Source organism: Plesiomonas sp. PI-19 (assembly GCF_021368255.1).
In the GTDB taxonomy this organism is placed as follows: Bacteria; Pseudomonadota; Gammaproteobacteria; order Enterobacterales; family CAMTGL01; genus Plesiomonas; species Plesiomonas shigelloides.
Window position 1 is genome coordinate 1,789,194 of record NZ_JAJNMQ010000001.1, and the last position, 18,475, is coordinate 1,807,668.

Here is an 18,475-nt window from a genome sequence, read left to right on the forward strand (position 1 = left end):
AACATCATAAATGGGTAAACTTAACTGGGCATTAAACAAGACGAAAGATCACCCGCGGCTCAACATCAAACCGGTTAAGGGTGCTAAACGAAAAAAGAGCAGTCCGCATAACGGACTGCTCTTGGCAGAAAGAGAGTATGGCGTTTGCTCAGTACTTAAGCACCATACGGGTATGACGAACCAATCAGCGAAACGGTAGCCTGACCGCCGTTACCGACTAGCTGTACACGCGCCCCCGGCACAAAGCCCGGCGCAGCTTGCTGTACGACCACCACTTGCTGGCCATCATTTTTGCGGATCACCATTTCCAGACCGTTAGTCTGGTTAGCCAGATTACCCACGTTATTACCAATTACGCCACCAGCCAGTGCACCGGCGGTAGTCGCCAGATCGCGACCTACGCCACCACCAATTTCACTGCCCAGCAAGCCGCCGATCACCGCGCCACCAATCGCGCCCAATCCTGGACCTTGCTGACCGCCCTGAATTTTCACCGGACGCACCGAAATGATGGTGCCGTAGCTGATGTTTTGCACCATTTTGGCATCTTGACCGGAGAACACATCGCCGGAATACATATCTGTATTGGCACAACCACTCAGGGCCAGCATTCCCATAACGACCGCAGAGCAAGAGAAATATCGTGAATAGCGCATGCCTTTTACCTCAGTAAACTGCGCCGGTACCTGACTGTGGACACCGGCAAAAATAAGAAAAATTTACTGTGGATACGGTGGCAAGCAGCACTCAGAAAAGCGATGACTAATTTGTCACAAAGCTTGTTTTTTTGTTTTCAATCACCGCGCGAATCGATAATGGATGGATTTTCAGCGTCAGATGCTCACGGCTAAACGCCAAGGTTGGGTTAGCCAATTGTTCATCTTCGGCTTGCGGCGAGCTAGCTTTATAGCGCACGCCGTGGGCGGCAGGATCGGCCATGACCGCCGTCAGCGAAGGTAGAGCTTCTTGTATCGCCTGCTCTAACTCAGGAATAGTTTGCGCGCTACTTGGCACCACCAGCTCCACATGCTCCCACCCTTCACGCGCATAGTGCTTGTTGCTCGGATACGGCAGTTCGATGCAATCAATCTGCCATGGGCCAATCTGCAAAGGTTCATGCAGGGAAAACAAGCAGATAGGTCGGCCATTAATCTGTTTTTCTGACAACAAATCAGCAAAACGTAAAAAACCGTTACGCCAGCGATCGGCGGTTGCCACACTGTTACAACGCACAGCAATATGATCTGCCTGATAATCTTCGACTGAGATGCCAAGCTGTTGCGCAAAAAGAGTGATCTCCTCCGCAAAATCAGTCAGGCTGTCAGAAAGATCTGTTAACTCATTAATCCATGCAATGGGGGTTGACATCTTTTATCCTCAAAACATCATCACATGCGCGTTCGCGCTGCTTGTGGGGTTTTCATGAATCTGCCGCACAGGTATGATACTCAGTACATTTATCTCTGTGCACGGTTTCACGCATTATTCTTTCTGCATAAGGCTTGGCAATGGCCATGATTTCATCGCTATTCGTCTCTGTGCACAATAATTAGATTAAAGGTAATCAGGTGAATATTCAGGCTCTTATTTCCGACAAGGTCAGCCAAGCGCTGATCGCAGCGGGTGCTCCTGCAGATTGCGACGCTATGGTTCGTCAGTCTGCAAAAGCGCAGTTCGGTGACTATCAGGCAAATGGCGTGATGGCTGCTGCTAAGCGATTGGGCATGGCTCCGCGACAACTGGCGGAGAAAGTGCTTGAGCATCTGGATCTGGGTGCTATCGCCAGCAAAACCGAAATCGCCGGTCCCGGCTTTATCAACATTTTCCTGAATCCGCAGTGGGTTGCCGAACAAGCGGAAGCAGCGCTGTCTGACAGCAAGCTGAACGTATCGCCAACCTTACCGGCTCAGACCATTGTGGTGGACTACTCTGCACCAAACGTGGCCAAAGAGATGGCCGTTCACCACATTCGTTCCACCGTTATTGGTGATGCCGTGGTGCGTACTCTGGAGTTTCTGGGTAACAATGTTATCCGTGCCAACCACCTGGGTGACTGGGGTACGCAGTTCGGGATGCTGATTGCTTATCTGGAAAAAATCCAGAACGACGAGAATGCTGACTTAGCCCTGTCTGATGCTGAAGGCTTCTACCGCGAAGCGAAAAAATGCTACGACGAAGACGAAGAGTTTGCGGTTCGCGCTCGTGGCTACGTAGTGAAACTGCAAGGTGGCGACCCATACTGCCTGAGCATGTGGCGTAAGCTGGTTGACATCACCATGGAGCAAAACCAGCGTATCTACGATCGTCTGAACGTCAGCCTGAAGAGCAAAGACGTGATGGGCGAAAGCCTGTACAACCCAATGCTGCCTGAGATCGTTAACGATCTGAAAGCACGTGGTCTGGCTGTAGAAAGTGAAGGCGCGCAGGTCGTGTATCTTGACGAGTTCAAGAACAAAGATGGCGAAGCCATGGGCGTTATCGTGCAAAAGAGCGATGGCGGCTACCTGTACACCACCACTGATATCGCCTGTGCCAAGTACCGTTGGGACAACTTCAAAGCGAACCGTGTTCTGTACTTCATCGACTCCCGTCAGCATCAACACCTGATGCAAGCGTGGGCGATCGTGCGTAAAGCCGGTTATATCCCAGAAGAGATGACGCTGGAGCACTGCGCTTTCGGTATGATGCTGGGTAAAGACGGCCGTCCGTTCAAGACCCGTTCTGGCGGTACCGTGAAACTGGCTGAACTGCTGGATGAAGCTACCGAACGTGCTGAGAAGCTGATTGCTGACAAGAACCCAGATCTGAGCGACGAAGAGCGCGCGGCAGTAGTTAACGCTGTCGCGATGGGCTCCGTGAAGTATTCTGATCTGTCCAAAAACCGGACCACAGACTACATCTTCGACTGGGAAAACATGCTGAGCTTTGAGGGTAACACTGCCCCTTACATGCAGTATGCCTATACCCGTGTTGCGTCTATCTTCAAGCGTGCCGGTGTGGATGAATCACAGCTGACCGGTAAGATTGTGCTGACCGATGACCGCGAAAAAGCACTGGCAACCAAGCTGATGCAATTCGAAGAAGCGGTATACAGCGTTGTACGTGAAGGTGAACCACACCTGATGTGTGCTTACCTGTATGAGCTGGCCGGTCTGTTCTCTAGCTTCTACGAAGCGTGCCCAATCCTGAACAGCGATGATCAAGATGTGCGTAACAGCCGTCTGAAGCTGTCGTCGCTGACCGCGAAGACCCTGAAACAAGGTCTGGATCTGCTGGGTATCCAAACTGTCGACCGTATGTAAGTCGAACATCCGTTTGGATAGCGCGCATAAAAAACCACCCTGCGGGGTGGTTTTTTTATTGGTGCGTTTTTAGCGGCGCTTTTTATACATCAGATATAAATCAGTGGCTTAATCCAGCGCACTTAAGCGCGCGTCTAATGCGGCCAATTGTTCGCGCAGGGCGGCCACTTCATCTTCCAACGCCTGAATGCGGCTCTCTTGCTCAGCCACGCGTACCGGATCGCCCAACGTATCAACCGTTGCTGTGGATTCTGCACTGTCAGCCATTAAAGAGTCATCGGTACAAAACAACTGCGCATAGCGACATTCACGCTTCCCAGGCTCACGCGCCAGACGCATCACAAACGGGCCATCATCACGTGCCGCCAGCTTTTCTAACACCGCTTCGACTTGCTGCACATCACTAAATTCGGCCAAACGGGCCGTGCGGGTACGCAGTTCACCGGCCGTTTGCGGGCCGCGCAGCAACAATACGCACACCAGTGCTAACTCCTGCGCCGAGAGCTTCAGGTTACCGAACTCTGAATTACAAAAACGGTGTTCGTACTTCACGACCCGATTACCAAAACCGGACAAATCACGCAGTAAGCGTTTTTTCAGTAACGCATCCACCGTATCCTGCACATCGGCTTCGCTCCACTCCACCACCGGCTCACGGTTCGTTTTTTGGTTACAGGCAGTAGTTAGGCTGTTCAGTGACAGCGGATACTGCTCTGGGGTGGTGATTTGCTTTTCCAGCAAGCAGCCGATAACCCGAGCTTCTTTTACCGTCAGTTGGATTTTCACGTTACCCTCTCTTGTTCCCTAGTGTTGCTTGTTGTCGCGAAATCATGTCACGCACGCTCTGGCGCACGCCAACGTGGATTGCACAGCGCCGTCAGCACATGATCCTGCCATTGACCGTCGATCAGTAGATAATCGCGCGCAAAGCCTTCACGCTCAAATCCAAGCCGTTTCAAAAGGTTACCACTGCGCTGATTATGCGGCATGTAGTTGGCCATGATCCGGTGTAGATGTTGCTGTTCAAAAATATAGCGATTGGTTTGCCGCAAGGCTTCATACATCAGCCCCTTGCCCACATGCAGCTCGCCCAGCGAATACCCCAGATAGCACGCGTGAAATACGCCGCGCACCACGTTACTGTAGTTGGCAATCCCCAACACTTCGCTTTCGTGTGGATCGAGCAAAATAAAACAAAACGCATTGCCCTGACGATGCAGCTGCGTGATCAATGACAGGCGCATCTCCCAGCCCGAAGGGCGAAAATGGCTTTCATCCCTGGCAGGCTCCCACGGCTTGAGATACGCCCGATTCAGGGTGTAGTAATCGGCAATTTTCGCCGCATCTTTTTCCTGTGCCAGTCGCACAATCAGTCGCTCGCTGCACAGTCGAACCTGCGGTGCGGTAAGACGGCCAAACATGTGATTACCCCAGAGTCAGGTCAATATTGAATCCGTTTAACAATAAATCGGTTTTCCTGTGAGATATCACAGTGTTGACATCATACCGTGCGCCTTGGTGGATCACAGCGTGTTACCTGCGGCTTTTTTCCTAATTTACTGACAGATCACTTTTTTGTTGTCACCGCAAGCCCACAGCGCTTTATTCTGAACCGATTCGTTTTTTTTACGCGCTTATTTAGCGACTTATGATGAGAATTTGTTATTCTCTGCCGGTGTAGGCAATTGTTTGCGCCGATTATCTCGATGAGTTCCCCCATGACCACCAACAGTTCCGTAACCGAAATCCAGGATACCTCACTGGCCACTGCGCCGCTGCTGAGCCTGTTCTGGCGCTATACCATTCCGACCATTACTGCGATGGTGATCAGCGGCATTTACGTCACCATTGACGGTATTTTTGTCGGCCATTTTCTTGGTGAGCAAGGGCTGGCTGGAGTGATGCTGGCCTATCCAGTCGGCTCGGTACTGTACGCCGTGGGCGCGATGATTGGTATGGGCGCCTCTTCGCTGGTTTCCCTGAATATGGGGCGCGGTGATCTGCAAAGCGCCCGTGGGATTGTCGGGAATGCCCTGCTGCTGGTGATTTTGGCCGCGCTGATTATCGGCTCGGTGGGCTTGCTGTATGGCGGCCATATGCTGCGCTGGCTGGGTGCCGAGGGTGAGATTTATAGCGCGGGCATGGAGTATCTACGCTGGTATTTTATGCTGGGTAGCGCCGCGTTATTGTCGATGAGTTTTTCCGCGCTACTGCGTAATGACGGCCAGCCTAAGCGCGTCACCTACATCATGGTGCTGGGCGGCACCCTGAACGTGATCATGGATTACCTGTTTTTGGCGGTATTTCCAATGGGGCTTGCCGGCGTAGGTCTGGCAACCATGCTGTCGCAAGTGGTCACCGGCGGTTTGTGCCTGTCGCACTTTTGCTCGCGTCGCAGTCAATTGCGCCTGACATGGGCGGCGCTGCGGCCAAAGTTGACACTACTGCTGCAAATCCTGCGATTGGGTACCTCGAGTTTGCTGATGTATCTCTATCTGTCGGTAGTATTGGCCTTTCACAACAAAGCCTTTATGAGCGTGGGAAGTGCGCTGCATGTGGCCGCTTACGGAATCGTCAGCTATGCCGAGGCGTTTTTCTATCTGATTTTTGAAGGGATTGCCTTGGGCATTCAGCCCATCACCAGCTTTAACGCGGGAGCCGGTCTTGAAGAGCGAGTGCGTAAAATTCGTAATTTAGGGCTTGGCATCACCGCAGGACTGGGTATTAGCGGCATGATCGCGCTGTATCTGTTTCCGCAGTATGTGGCCTTCATGTTTGCCGGTGACAATCCGGGGCTGACCAAAGAAGCCGTTAACGGGATTTATCGCTATTTCTGGGGGCTACCGATGGAAGGTTTGCTGCTGGTGGGCGCGACCTATTTCCAATCGGTCAATAAACCGGTAATAGCCTCTACCCTAACTGGCGGTAAACTCCTGCTGATTGGTGGTTTCCTGTTTGTCTTTGCGCGTTGGTGGGGCGTAAATGGCGTCTGGATGGCCTTGCCGGCATGCAGCACCTTATTGTGTATCTGGATGCTGTGGCAGATGAAAAATGAAAACCGCCATCCGGCGCGTGGCATGTTGGAATAATTCTGACCGAGAGCCTATCCCTATCGCGATAGGCTCTGATTTCCACTCTTACTGCCGAACTGATTCACGAACTTATCGCCTCATTATCGTCTCACTATCGCCTCACTGCAGGCAGCGTTAACTCAGCCCGTAAACCGCCCAATGGGGAAGGCTGCAAACGCAAATCACCGCGATACGACAGGGCCATCTCATAAGCGATATTCAGCCCTAATCCGCTCCCCGGGGTGGTTTCATCCAAACGCACGCCACGCTGTAATACCCGCTCCCGATCCGCATCGGCAATGCCGCAGCCATCATCGTCAATCAGCAGCGTCAGCATGGCGCTCTGTGCGCTGGTATCGTTGGACGCTTGCAGATGAACCCGGATCAGCGAGGTGGCCCACTTGAAACTATTTTCAATCAAGTTTCCGGCCATCTCATCAAAATCATCTTCTGATACCGCCAGCTGCAATTCACTGTCGAGCTCGTTAATCAGCTCAACGTCACGGGCGGCATACACTTTCGACATCGCCAGTGCAATGCGATCGACGCGCAGTGCCGGCTGACAGCGCACCGCCAAAATATTGCTAGCCCCAGCGATGCGTGCACGCGCCAAATGACTTTCAATCTGCTCACGTAGCTGTTTAAGAGGGGCTTGTAACTGCGCTTGTTCCGCAGGTGGCAGCAGCGCAATCTGGTTATTCAGCACCGCCAGCGGCGTTTTCAATGCATGGGCTAGATTACCGGTATGATGACGGGCGCGATTTAGCAGCTCGCCATAGTGAAACAGCAGCGCATTCAGATCCGCCGCCAATGGGGCTAACTCTTTGGGTAACGTGCCTTCTAACTGGGTTTGATGACCTTGCCGAACTTGCGTCAGTTGTTGTTGCACGCGACGTAGCGGCTTGAGCGACCAACCAATCAACACGCCGATAATGGCCAATATCCCCATCCCAGTAACGGCTAAAATGCCCCAAAACAGATGCGTTAATCGCGCCAAGGTTTGGTGTAACGGCACTTCGCTTTGGGCGATCACCAACGTTAAGGGATGCGGGTAATCTGGCAGGGTCAACTCTCGGCTGACACGTAGCAGAGGCTGCGCTTTCGGGCCGGTCCACTGCCCTTCGCTTTCCTGCATGCCGCTATCCCACAACGAGCGCGAGCGCAGCACCCCAGCCGGTGATGTAACTTGCCAGTACAACCCGCTGTAAGGCTGACGAAAACGCGGGTCACTCAGTAAACCGCTGACTTCCGGCACGCCTTGGCTGTTCACTTCCAGCCGCGCACTGAGCTCATCCAGATACAATCGCATCGACTGACTGGCTTCTTGCTGCAAATAGTGGCGCAAAATCTCCGGCACCACCATGCCCGCACTGACCAACACCAGCAGCAGCCAGCCCATGGTCGCACCGAGTACCCGCTGACGCAGGCTAAAGCGATCAATCTGCATTGATCCGATATCCTAAGCCGCGCACGGTTTGAATAATGCGGCTGTCAGTTTTACGCCGGATACGACCAATAAACACTTCTACCGTGTTGGAGTCGCGATCAAAATCCTGCCGATAGATACTTTCCACCAGCTCGGTGCGCGAAATCACCCGACCTTTATTTTGCATCAGGTACACCAGCACTTTGTACTCAAGCGATGTCAGCTCAATCGGCTGACCTTGCCAGAACACCCGTGCGGCGCTCAAATCCAGCGTTAAATCGCCCGCCTGCAATTGTGGCGCAGCTTGCCCAGAAGAGCGGCGCAATTGCACCGATAGCCGAGCCAATAATTCAGCCATCTCGAACGGCTTGGTCAGGTAATCATCCGCCCCCGCATTGAGCCCTTCAATGCGCTGATGCAACTCGCCACGGGCACTGAGAATAATCACCGGAGTGGTATTACCCTCTTGGCGCAAACTGCGCAGCACTGTCAGCCCATCGAGCTTAGGCAGACCCAAATCCAGTACAATCACATCCCAGTTTTCACTGGTGGCGCGGTATAAGGCGTCAATGCCATCGCGGGCAATGTCGCAAATCCACTGTTGCTGCTCTAGCGCCGTTTCTATCTGGCGCGCCAGTAAGGTGTCATCTTCAACAATTAGGGCTTTCATCTGGCTGTCCGTTGGCTCTGGTGCATTTATTGTTATTTTACTGATTCTGAACGGTTTTTAACTGAGTGTTTGATTGTGGTATTAGCCACTGAGTGCCATAAGCAACAATACTCTGCAACTCGGATATTGCTAATCGTCCAGTTGACTCAAATCCACGCCATGACGCAATACGCTATCCAGATCATGGCCTTTAATTTTGAGAATTTTCAGTGTGGTGGCGTTGTATTTGACCTTGATGACGTTGTTGGCCGCGCCTAACAGTTTTAGCTCGTACTCCCATACGCCGTCATCTTCATCCAACTCCACTTCGATGATCCGGCCATTCAGATCACGTTCAACCTGCTGTAATAACAAGTTATATGGCTGAATCAGTCCGGCTTGGGTTGCCGCCAGCGCCGTATCCTGCACGTCATCATCCAGCTCTAACTCGGGGAGCGGATCGGCGCCGGTTTGGCTGGCCACAAACCCCGTCATCATTAGCACTGTCAAAGTGACGGCACACCACCGCCCAATCCTGTTCATAACACAACCTGTCTACTTAGCTAGAGTGTTGGACTGTCGGCAGTGTATCAGAGTCACTGACACTGCCGTTGATTGACCGCAAAAAAGCCCACACAGCGCAATTTACTACGCAAAACAATACCGCGAGCCTGTTCGGATTATCAGAGTAAACCCCTTTACGACTTAATCGGAAATGAGGGAACTATTCATCTTCTGTTCAGCTTGCCCTCTGCTTTCATCTTCCCCGTATTTTTCTGTTGATTATTTGTTCTATCGAGGATTGTGCTACCGAAGATCTGGTATGCATAAAAATTCACTGTTAGTGCAACAATTTCCTCTGGCAGTAAAAAAACGCGAGCTGCTGCTTGTTGATTAAATGTTGAATCACATCTTTGGCAAACAGAATTTTATTGGTGTTTTTAACTATTCATGCTGCTGTGAATCACATTTTCGACTAGGTGAAGTGAGTTAAATCACACTAACTGTTGATAAATTGTATCGGAGCATCATTTACAGCCTACGGCAAACAGTTTACGTTACAGGCGGGTTATTCCAAAAAAATGCAAAAAACCCGCGCGGATCGCTGGTTTGTCTTTCACAGGAAGTGAGCCTGTTAAAGCCTGCTAATAACCGGCATCTGTGGTCAGTTTACGGATGAATTTGTCAGGGACGGATGTCCCCCGCAGAGGTAACCATGTCCTTGCTCGAAGTAAAGAACCTGCGGATCGAGTACCCGTCCCGCTACGGGGTACACGCCGCTGTTAAGGATCTCTCATTCTCCATTGAAAAAGGGGAAATCGTCGGCGTAGTCGGAGAATCCGGCGCCGGTAAATCCACCATTGGTAACGCTGTTATCGATTTGCTCAGCCCACCCGGCCACATTGCTCGGGGGGATATCTACCTGAACGGCGAGCTGATTTCTGGCAAAACGCAAAAAGAGATGCAGGCGATCCGCGGCTCGCACATCGGTTTTATCTTTCAAGACCCGATGACATCGCTCAATCCGCTGTTCACGGTAGAGCAGCAACTGGTGGAAACCATATTAGCCAATACCTCGCTCAATCATCAGCAAGCGCTGGCCAAAGCACTGGAGCTGATGCAAGCCGTGGGGATTCCGCAGCCGGAGCTGCGTATCAAGCAGTATCCACACCAATTCTCCGGCGGGATGCGCCAGCGGGTGGTGATTGCGATCGCGCTGTCTGGCGATCCAGAGCTGATTATTGCCGATGAGCCAACCACGGCGCTGGATGTGTCGATTCAGGATCAAATCCTGCAACTGATCCGCCGCTTGTGCAAAGAGCGACAAGTCGGCTGCATGCTGGTAACCCACGACATGGGCGTGGTGGCCAATATCACCGATAAAGTGGCGGTCATGTACCGCGGCGATCTGGTGGAGTTCGGCACGACTACCCAAGTGCTGGGCACGCCATCACACCCGTATACACGTAGCCTGATTTCGGCGGTGCCGCGCTCTGACGTCAAACTGGTGCGCTTCCCACTGGTTTCGTATATCGAAGATGCCGGTACGCCAGACACGCACATTGATCTGAAAACCCACTGGCTTGGCCAAAGCCAAGATCAACGCGCTTATGAAGGCGCCCTGCTGCGCGTTGAGCACGTTAATCTGAAATTCGTCACCAAAGATTCGTTTTTCCCATCGCGGCGCGAATATGTGCAGGCCTGTAGTGATATCAGCTTCGAGATTTTCGAAGGGGAAACGTTTGGTCTGGTAGGCGAATCTGGGTCAGGTAAATCCACTATCGCCCGCGCGGTGACCGGATTATATCCGCCTGATAATGGCCGCATCGTCTTTGAAGGCATTGATCTGACCGCGCTGAAAAATGAGCAGCAACGCCGCCCATTACGCCGCCAAATGCAGATGGTGTTCCAAAACCCCTACTCTTCGATGAACCCGCGCATGAAGGTGCGTGACATCATCGCCGAGCCAATTCGCTTTCACCGTTTGGCCAGCTCTGAGCGCCAAATTGAGCAGATTGTTGGGGATTTGCTCGATCACGTGGGCTTAGGCCGCAATGCGGGGGTGAAATACCCGCATGAGTTTTCTGGCGGTCAACGCCAGCGGATCTCGATTGCCCGCGCCTTGGCTACCCGTCCACGTTTTCTGATCTGTGATGAGCCGACCTCGGCGCTGGATGTGTCAGTACAGGCGCAGATCCTGAACCTGCTGAAAGATTTACAACAAGAGTTGGGGCTGACCATGTTGTTCATCAGCCATGACCTGCCGGTGATCCGCCAAATGTGTGACCGCATCGGCGTGATGCGCCACGGTCATCTGGTGGAAGTGGCGGAAACTGAAAAACTGTTTACCAATGCCGAGCATGAGTACAGCCGCAAGCTGATCTCGCTGATGCCGGAGTTCAAGGGAATGTCCCGTGAGGGACTGGATATCGCAAGCTGAAACCGCAAGTGACACACAAAAGCATGGAGAACAAGATGAAAAAAGGATTATCCAAAATTGCGCTGGCGCTGCTGGCAGCCGGAATGGCCTTTAACGTTGCCGCCGCTGACATCAAGGTGGCCGTAGCCTCCGATCCAACCTCACTGGACCCGCAAGAGCAGCTGTCGAATCAGACGCTGGAAATGTCGCATCTGGTGTTCGATCCGTTGATCCGCTGGAATCAGGAGCTGCAATTCGACCCGCGTCTGGCCGAAAAATATGAGCGTATCGACGATAAAACCATGCGCTTCCACCTGCGCAAAGGGGTGAAATTCCACTCCGGTAACGACTTTACCGCCGATGATGTGGTGTGGACGGTTAACCGTCTGAAAAACTCCCCAGACTACAAAGCAATTTTCGACCCGATCGCCGAAGCCAAGAAGGTGGATGATTACACCGTGGATCTGATCACCAGCAAGCCTTATCCGCTGGTGCTGCAAACCGCGACCTATATCTTCCCGATGGACTCTAAGTTCTACAGCGGCACCGCCTCTAACGGTAAGCCGAAAGATGAGATCATCAAAAACGGCGCGTCATTTGCCTCCACCAATGTTTCCGGTACCGGTCCTTTTACCGTGAAATTCCGTGAGCAAGGCGTGAAGCTGGAGTATGCCCGTAACCCAAATTACTGGGATAAAACCTCCAAGGGTAACGTCGACAACCTAACTCTGGTGCCTATCAAAGAAGATGCCACCCGTGTAGCAGCCCTGCTGGGTGGTGATGTGGACGTGATCTATCCGGTTGCGCCAAACGATCTGGAGCGTGTGGAGAAAGGTCAAAATACCCAACTGGTGACCCTGCCGGGTACCCGTGCCATTGTGGTCGAGCTGAACCAAAACACCAACCCAGCGCTGAAAGACAAGCGCGTGCGTCAGGCGATTGAATACGCCATTAACCAAGAAGCGATTGTTCAGAAGATCAACAAAGGCTTCGGTACACCAGCCGGTCAGTTGAGCCCGAAAGGCTATGCCGGTCATAACGAAGCACTGACACCACGTTACGATCTGGATAAAGCTAAGGCGCTGATGAAAGAAGCCGGCTATGAAAATGGCTTTAAAGTCACCTTTATCGCCCCATCGGCACGTTACGTGAACGACGTGAAAATCGCGCAAGCCATCTCCGCCATGCTGTCGAAGATCAACATCAAAGTGGATCTGAAGACCATGCCGGTAGCCCAGTACTGGCCAGAGTTCGACAAGTGCGCGGCAGACATGCAGATGATCGGCTGGCACTCAGATACCGAAGATAGCGCCAACTTCTTCGAATTCCTGACCTTCACCAAAGATGCCAAAACCGGCATGGGCCAGTACAACTGCTCCGGTTACGCCAATGCCGAAGCGGACAAACTGGTGGTCGACGCCAATAACGAAACCGATCCGGCCAAGCGCGCTGCCATGCTGCAGAAAGTAGAAGCCATTTTGGCCGATGATGCCCCGTTCGTGCCATTGCACTGGGAAAATCTGGCCTATGGCGCGAAGAAAAATGCTGACATCAAGCCAGTCATGAACGTGATGAACTTCCCGTACTTTGGCGATCTGGTGATCAAGCAATAAGGTCCGCCCGCATGGGTCTGTGACCACCAGGGAAACGGCGGAGGCCGCAAGGTCTCCGCCCGCTGTAAAAGCCTGCATCGATAAAGCAGGCCATATAAAGGGACGCGTATGTTTACATTTCTGCTCAAACGTTTTTATCAGGCGGTGATCGTGATGTTCGTGATCAGTCTGGTGGCTTTTGCCATCCAAGACAATCTCGGCGATCCACTGCGTGAAATGGTGGGCCAATCAGTGTCCGAGGCGCAGCGCCAGATCCTGCGCGATCAGATGGGGCTGAATGATCCTTTTTTGGTGAAATACACCCGTTTTCTGCAAGGCGCCATTCATGGCGATCTGGGCACCTCCTATTTCTTTAAGCGCCCCGCTCTGGAAGTGATTCTGGATAAACTGGTCGCTACCTTGGAGCTGGTTTTCGGCGCTACGTTGCTGATTATTTTTGTCTCCATCCCACTTGGCGTGTACTCGGCGATCCGCCCACGCAGCATGCTGACCAAATTCATCATGGCCACCAGCAGTATCGGCATCTCCATTCCGGTATTCCTAACCGCCATCATGCTGATGTATGTGTTCTCGATTCAACTCGGCTGGCTACCGGCTTATGGCCGCGGGGAAACCGCCAATGTACTGGGCTGGGATTCGGGCTTCTTTACGTGGGATGGGATTAAACACCTGATCCTGCCAAGCATTGCCCTCTCCTCCATCATGCTGCCGCTGTTTATCCGCTTGGTGCGCTCTGAGATGCTGGAGCAGCTGTCATCGGAGTACGTGAAATTCGCCCGCGCCAAAGGGCTCAATGATCATCAGGTGTATTACCGCCACGCGCTGAAAAACACCATGCTGCCGGTGATCACCGTGGGCGGCGTGCAGATTGGTACCATGGTGGCCTACACCATTTTGACCGAAAGTGTTTTCCAATGGCCGGGAACCGGTTTCCTGTTTTTGGAGGCTATCCACCGCGTGGATACCCCGTTGATTACTGCCTACGTGATTTTTGTCGGACTGCTGTTTGTGGTGACCAACACGCTGGTCGACCTGCTATACGGCTTCATCAACCCAACTGTTAACCTGACCGCCAAGGGGTAAGTATGACTCAGGCCGTAACCACTAGCCGCTGGGCGCGCTTTAAAAACTCCGACATCGTGTACTACTTCCTGCGCGATAAAGTGGCGATGTTCTGTTTCGTGGTCTTTCTAGTGTATGTGCTGGCGGCGATGCTGGCACCTTGGATTGCGCCGCACAACGTGTATGACCCAACCAGTTTTGACCTGATGGATGCCGAAATGCCGCCATCATGGCTCGAGGGTGGCGATCCGCGTTTTTGGCTCGGCACGGACAATCAAGGGCGTGACATCTGGAGCACCATTTTGTACGGCTCACGCATCTCACTGGCGATCGGTATTTTTGCCGTAGCTCTACAGATGCTGCTGGGGGTGGTGATCGGGCTGACCGCGGGTTACTCCGGTGGCCGAATCGACAACTTGCTGATGCGTTTTGCCGATGTGCAGTTGTCGTTCTCCACCATGATGGTGGCCATCATCATCTCGGCTATCTTTCAGGCGACCTTTGGCTCCGAGTTTTTCTCTAAATACGCCATTGTGATGCTGGTGGTGATTATCGGGGTGGCCGAATGGCCGCAATACGCCCGTACGGTGCGCGCCTCAGTGCTGGCGGAGAAGAAGAAAGAGTACGTGGAAGCGGCCAAGGTAATGGGCTTTCGCGCCCCGCGCATAATGTTCCGCCATATTCTGCCAAACTGCTTGTCGCCGATTCTGGTGATCTCTACCGTACAAGTGGCAAACGCCATCATGAGTGAAGCGGCGCTGTCGTTCTTGGGCTTAGGGATGCCGGTTGACCAACCGTCGCTGGGCTCGCTGATCAGCGTTGGCTTTAACTACATCTTCTCGGGCTCGTGGTGGATCACCGCCTTCCCCGGCGTGTGCTTGGTCCTGCTGGTGCTGGTGATTAACTTGCTGGGTGACTGGCTGCGCGATGTGTTCAACCCGAAAATCTACAAGGGCTAACAACATAAAGCGTAAATAAGATTTGAGGGATAAATTACAGACAAAAAAACAGCGCCTAATGGCGCTGTTTTTCTTTTGGATTAAGCAGGCTTCGCTAAGCAATCTCAAGCTCCGTGATAAGAGCCCAGATAAGCACCGTAACAAGCCATGACATTTGCCAAACGCTAAAAACAACAAACCCGCGACATGCGCGGGTTTATTTGAATTTGGCGGAAGAGTAGAGATTCGAACTCTAGAACGCTTTCGCGTCGCCGGTTTTCAAGACCGGTGCCTTCAACCACTCGGCCACTCTTCCGTATTTGTGTGGCGTACTATAATCATCTCACTGAGGCTTGTAAAGCACCGCGCGATTCAATTGCTTTATTTTCAGTCAATTAATGGCTTTTTTTATTTATTTGGCGAGTTATTGGCCAATTTCATTACCCATGCTTGATATATACCCAAACGACTTAGAGTTGCAGGTAGGCGGCAAGTGAGTGAATCCCCGTGAGCATAGGCAAACTATGTGCAAATTATGTGATTGGAGTAAACGAGCGTAGCCAACAACGCTGCAACTTCAAGTAGGAAGGGTATAGCAGCAACCCACGCAACAAGTCACCAATATAAAAAAACCGGTGCGATTCACCGCACCGGTTTTTATGCTGGCAGACATCTCAACGCATCAAAGCATATAGAGACGAATGAAATTAGAAGCCGCTCGGCACTCCGCTCATATCCGGTAACTTGTGCGCGATCCCCTTGTGGCAATCGATACAGGTTTTACCCGCATCCATCGCTTGGGCGTGCATTTTTGAGGCTACCGTTTTTTGTACCGACAAATCCATGCTATCGAAGTTGTGGCAATTTCGGCACTCTTGCGAGTTGTTCGCCTTCATCCGCGCCCACTCGTTTTGCGCCATTTGCAGCCGGTGCGCCTCAAATTTTTGCGGTGTATCAATCAAACCCAGCGCTTTCGCATACAACTCTTTACTGGCTTTGATTTTACGCACCATCTTAGGCACAAACTCGTGTGGCACGTGGCAATCAGGGCATGTAGCTCGCACACCACTGCGGTTAGAGTAATGGATGGTTTCCATGTACTCCTCATACACGTTGTCTTTCATTTCATGGCAGCTAATACAGAAACTTTCGGTATTCGCCATTTCCATGCCGGTGTTGAAGCCACCCCAGAATAAAACGCCAGCGATAAAACCGATAATCAGCAGCGTGCCGAGCGCCAAACGGCTAGGCCGACGCCACCACTGCCACAATCGACGTAGCAGTCCCGGCTTTTTGCCTTCCGGTGCTTGATGTTGTTGAGTCATAACGGCTCCTTAACTTACTGACCGAATCCGCTGGATGGCTTGAACGAGTTATCGATAATTGGCGCAGCGTCGGTTTGCGGTACGTGGCACTGCAAACAGAAGTAACGGTTTGGTGCTACCTGCCCCAACATCTTTCCGCTGGCATCAATAAAGTGTGTCGGGCTCACGCGCATTGCACCGGTGGTGCGGTAGTTCTCAACCCCGTGGCACTGCAAGCAGCGGTTGGTGTTTTTTGAGATCTGATAGCCGTCAATACTGTGCGGGATCAATGGCGGCTGATTCACATAATTCAGCGCCATACGCTCTTGTTGTTTTGGCATACGCACCTGACCTTCTGCCGTGCCGGACACTTCCGGTGACTGAGTCAGATCAACATTGGCCAAACTCACATTCGCCATCAGAGAAGCCACTACGGCAACCAGACCGAGCAGCGCTCTCAGGGAGAACCGCGTTTTCAGGGGATGACTCTTCATTCTTTATCTCCCGAACGATGAAATCGTGTTTTAAATTCCAGTACGTGCTCCGCACATACATCCATGCAGCGTCCGCAGGTCATGCACGCATTGTCAGTCACCTGCGGCGTATGAGTTTTATCAAACAGCGGTCCACGTAAGACCTGTGGCTCTGGGCACACGTGTAAACAATCCATGCAGCGAGTGCACTGCTCGCGCTTCACCGTACTTACGCGGATCAACGCCGGTTTGCCCACGACGCCATACAGCGCACCCAGTGGACACAAATGCCCACACCAGCCGTGCTCGGTCACCAGCAGATCGAAAACGAAAATCGCCAAGATCAGCCACAAGCCGCTAAACGCACCAAACAGCAGACTGCGCCCCAGTAAAGCGACCGGATTAAGCCATTCCCACAGCAAGGTGCCGCTAACGGCGCTACCGACCAAAATCATCAGCAGTAGCCCATAGCACAGATTGCGTGACAGCACGGTTGATTGACGCAGATTCAAGCGCCGACGCAGCCAAGCGGCCAAATCCGTCACTGGATTCAGCGGACAGACCCACGCACAAAAGCCGCGGCGCACCAACAGGCCATACAGCAGCAGCACTACGCCCGCCCCTAACCATGTGGTCAGCAGCGGCCAATGGCCCGCCGCCAGACTTTCCAGCATCACCAGCGGATCGGTCATCGGTACGGTATCGAGCAGCAAACTGCCGCTGTAGTTACCGCGCAGCAGCCAAATTCCCCACCACGGGCCGCTCAAAAACATCAGCAGCACCGTCAGCTGACAAGCGCGACGCAGTAACAACCAGCGATGGGCGTGCAACCAACCATGACGTTGCCACGCATCGCGACCGGCTTTCGCAACGGGATTAGCCATCACTCACCTCCTTGCGGTGTGCGTACCGGCAATTGTGGCTGTGAAGGGATCAGCGCGTGACCGGCTTTCTCCTTCTCTTTCCACCCCAACCGGTAATGATGGCCCAGCTCGCCGCGCGCCAGTGATAACGGCAGCACCTTGATGGCCGACTCTTCCAGTACGCACGCCTGTTCGCACTTGCCACAACCGGTGCAGTAATCACTGTTCACGGTCGGCAAGAACTTGGCGTGCTTACCGGTGCGGGTGTTCTGATGCAGCTCTAGCGTGATGGCCTTATCAATGGCCGGACACACGCGATAGCACACATCACAGCGCAAGCCCTGCCAGTTCAGGCAGTTCTCATGATCCAGCAACACCGCCAACCCCATACGGGCATCGTCGATATTGGTCAGCTCAGGATCCAACGCCCCGCTTGGGCATGCCGCCACACAAGGAATGTCATCACACATCTCGCACGGCGTTTGCCGCGCGATGAAGTATGGCGTCCCCGCTGATGACGGTGACAACAACGTCGCCAGATGCAGCGTGTCGTACGGGCACGCCTGCACGCACTGCCCACAACGGATACAGGCCGCCTCAAAGCGCCCCTCCGGCAACGCGCCGGGCGGACGCAGCGCCAGCCCATCTTTTGCCTGAGATTGCTTTTGTTGCAGCCCAAGCAGCAAAGCCAATCCGGCCAAGCCACCTGCGCTGCGCACCGCGTCGCGTAAAAATCGACGCCGTGCGGGTCCTTTATCCCGTGGTTCTGACATCCGGTACTTCCTTCCGTCTTACTCTGTTACGTGTGACGCTGTTTGATGCATATTTCTTGCGACTACTATTGCAAAGACAAC

17 protein-coding genes and 1 tRNA gene are annotated in these 18,475 nt (G+C 52.9%); 6 read left to right on the top strand and 12 right to left on the bottom strand.

Translation table 11 applies throughout. The annotated features are described in order from the left end of the window. Positions 1-155 precede the first annotated feature (155 nt). Both LQ901_RS08100 and LQ901_RS08105 read right to left on the bottom strand, forming a co-directional pair. Positions 156-656, bottom strand: coding sequence for a glycine zipper 2TM domain-containing protein (locus tag LQ901_RS08100; RefSeq protein ID WP_036768519.1), 501 nt, complete (start codon positions 654-656; stop codon positions 156-158). Positions 657-762: 106 nt separating this feature from the next. After that, positions 763-1,368 carry a VOC family protein gene (locus LQ901_RS08105; protein WP_039046183.1) on the bottom strand — a complete coding sequence of 202 codons (606 nt, stop codon included), beginning with the start codon at positions 1,366-1,368 and terminating at the stop codon, positions 763-765. Positions 1,369-1,568: 200 nt separating this feature from the next. On the opposite strand from LQ901_RS08105, the gene argS reads away from it, so the two are divergent. Continuing rightward, positions 1,569-3,302, top strand: coding sequence for an arginine--tRNA ligase (gene argS, locus LQ901_RS08110; RefSeq protein WP_233672129.1), 1,734 nt, complete (start codon positions 1,569-1,571; stop codon positions 3,300-3,302). Positions 3,303-3,410: 108 nt separating this feature from the next. On the opposite strand, the gene LQ901_RS08115 is transcribed toward argS, so the two are convergent. Both LQ901_RS08115 and rimJ read right to left on the bottom strand, forming a co-directional pair. After that, complete coding sequence (locus LQ901_RS08115) at positions 3,411-4,088, bottom strand: DUF480 domain-containing protein (RefSeq protein WP_233672130.1); 678 nt, start codon at positions 4,086-4,088, stop codon at positions 3,411-3,413. Between the two features lie 47 nt (positions 4,089-4,135). After that, positions 4,136-4,723, bottom strand: a complete 588-nt coding sequence (gene rimJ / locus LQ901_RS08120) for a ribosomal protein S5-alanine N-acetyltransferase (RefSeq protein ID WP_084977851.1) — start codon at positions 4,721-4,723, stop codon at positions 4,136-4,138. Positions 4,724-5,020: 297 nt separating this feature from the next. On the opposite strand from rimJ, the gene LQ901_RS08125 reads away from it, so the two are divergent. Beyond that, the gene (locus tag LQ901_RS08125; RefSeq protein ID WP_167550124.1) at positions 5,021-6,391 is read left to right on the top strand and encodes an MATE family efflux transporter; all 1,371 of its coding nucleotides are present in this window, start codon (positions 5,021-5,023) and stop codon (positions 6,389-6,391) included. 94 nt (positions 6,392-6,485) lie between these two features. Here LQ901_RS08125 and LQ901_RS08130 read toward each other — a convergent pair whose 3' ends face one another. The 3 genes from LQ901_RS08130 to LQ901_RS08140 form a co-directional block, all read right to left on the bottom strand. Beyond that, positions 6,486-7,820, bottom strand: coding sequence for a sensor histidine kinase (locus tag LQ901_RS08130; protein ID WP_152135935.1), 1,335 nt, complete (start codon positions 7,818-7,820; stop codon positions 6,486-6,488). Beyond that, a complete protein-coding gene (locus LQ901_RS08135) occupies positions 7,810-8,469 on the bottom strand; it encodes a response regulator transcription factor (RefSeq protein ID WP_010861952.1) in 660 nt (219 codons plus the stop codon). The genes LQ901_RS08130 and LQ901_RS08135 overlap by 11 nt, the downstream gene beginning before the upstream one ends. A gap of 129 nt (positions 8,470-8,598) precedes the next feature. Beyond that, positions 8,599-8,943, bottom strand: a complete 345-nt coding sequence (locus tag LQ901_RS08140) for a PepSY domain-containing protein (protein WP_218572408.1) — start codon at positions 8,941-8,943, stop codon at positions 8,599-8,601. A 721-nt stretch (positions 8,944-9,664) separates the two neighbouring features. Between LQ901_RS08140 and LQ901_RS08145 the strand changes: the two genes are divergently transcribed. The 4 genes from LQ901_RS08145 to LQ901_RS08160 all read left to right on the top strand — a co-directional run bounded on the left by LQ901_RS08145 (position 9,665) and on the right by LQ901_RS08160 (position 15,002). Beyond that, on the top strand, positions 9,665-11,389 hold the full coding sequence (locus tag LQ901_RS08145) for an ABC transporter ATP-binding protein (RefSeq protein WP_039046179.1): 1,725 nt from the start codon (positions 9,665-9,667) through the stop codon (positions 11,387-11,389). A gap of 35 nt (positions 11,390-11,424) precedes the next feature. After that, the gene (locus LQ901_RS08150) at positions 11,425-12,981 is read left to right on the top strand and encodes an ABC transporter substrate-binding protein (protein ID WP_084977848.1); all 1,557 of its coding nucleotides are present in this window, start codon (positions 11,425-11,427) and stop codon (positions 12,979-12,981) included. A gap of 108 nt (positions 12,982-13,089) precedes the next feature. Next, positions 13,090-14,064, top strand: coding sequence for an ABC transporter permease (locus LQ901_RS08155; RefSeq protein ID WP_010861956.1), 975 nt, complete (start codon positions 13,090-13,092; stop codon positions 14,062-14,064). A gap of 2 nt (positions 14,065-14,066) precedes the next feature. Continuing rightward, a complete protein-coding gene (locus LQ901_RS08160) occupies positions 14,067-15,002 on the top strand; it encodes an ABC transporter permease (protein ID WP_152137205.1) in 936 nt (311 codons plus the stop codon). A gap of 207 nt (positions 15,003-15,209) precedes the next feature. Here the strand turns inward: LQ901_RS08160 and LQ901_RS08165 are convergent. The 5 genes from LQ901_RS08165 to napG form a co-directional block, all read right to left on the bottom strand. Continuing rightward, positions 15,210-15,297: transfer RNA gene (locus tag LQ901_RS08165), tRNA-Ser, on the bottom strand. A gap of 391 nt (positions 15,298-15,688) precedes the next feature. After that, positions 15,689-16,306 carry a cytochrome c-type protein NapC gene (gene napC, locus LQ901_RS08170; protein ID WP_010861958.1) on the bottom strand — a complete coding sequence of 206 codons (618 nt, stop codon included), beginning with the start codon at positions 16,304-16,306 and terminating at the stop codon, positions 15,689-15,691. Positions 16,307-16,320: 14 nt separating this feature from the next. Then, positions 16,321-16,779 carry a nitrate reductase cytochrome c-type subunit gene (gene napB, locus LQ901_RS08175; RefSeq protein WP_039046175.1) on the bottom strand — a complete coding sequence of 153 codons (459 nt, stop codon included), beginning with the start codon at positions 16,777-16,779 and terminating at the stop codon, positions 16,321-16,323. Beyond that, entirely contained in the window at positions 16,776-17,642 is an 867-nt protein-coding gene (gene napH, locus LQ901_RS08180; protein ID WP_233672131.1) for a quinol dehydrogenase ferredoxin subunit NapH, read from the bottom strand. The genes napB and napH overlap by 4 nt, the downstream gene beginning before the upstream one ends. Beyond that, on the bottom strand, positions 17,642-18,394 hold the full coding sequence (gene napG / locus LQ901_RS08185; RefSeq protein ID WP_084977846.1) for a ferredoxin-type protein NapG: 753 nt from the start codon (positions 18,392-18,394) through the stop codon (positions 17,642-17,644). The genes napH and napG overlap by 1 nt, the downstream gene beginning before the upstream one ends. Between the last annotated feature and the right edge of the window lie 81 nt (positions 18,395-18,475).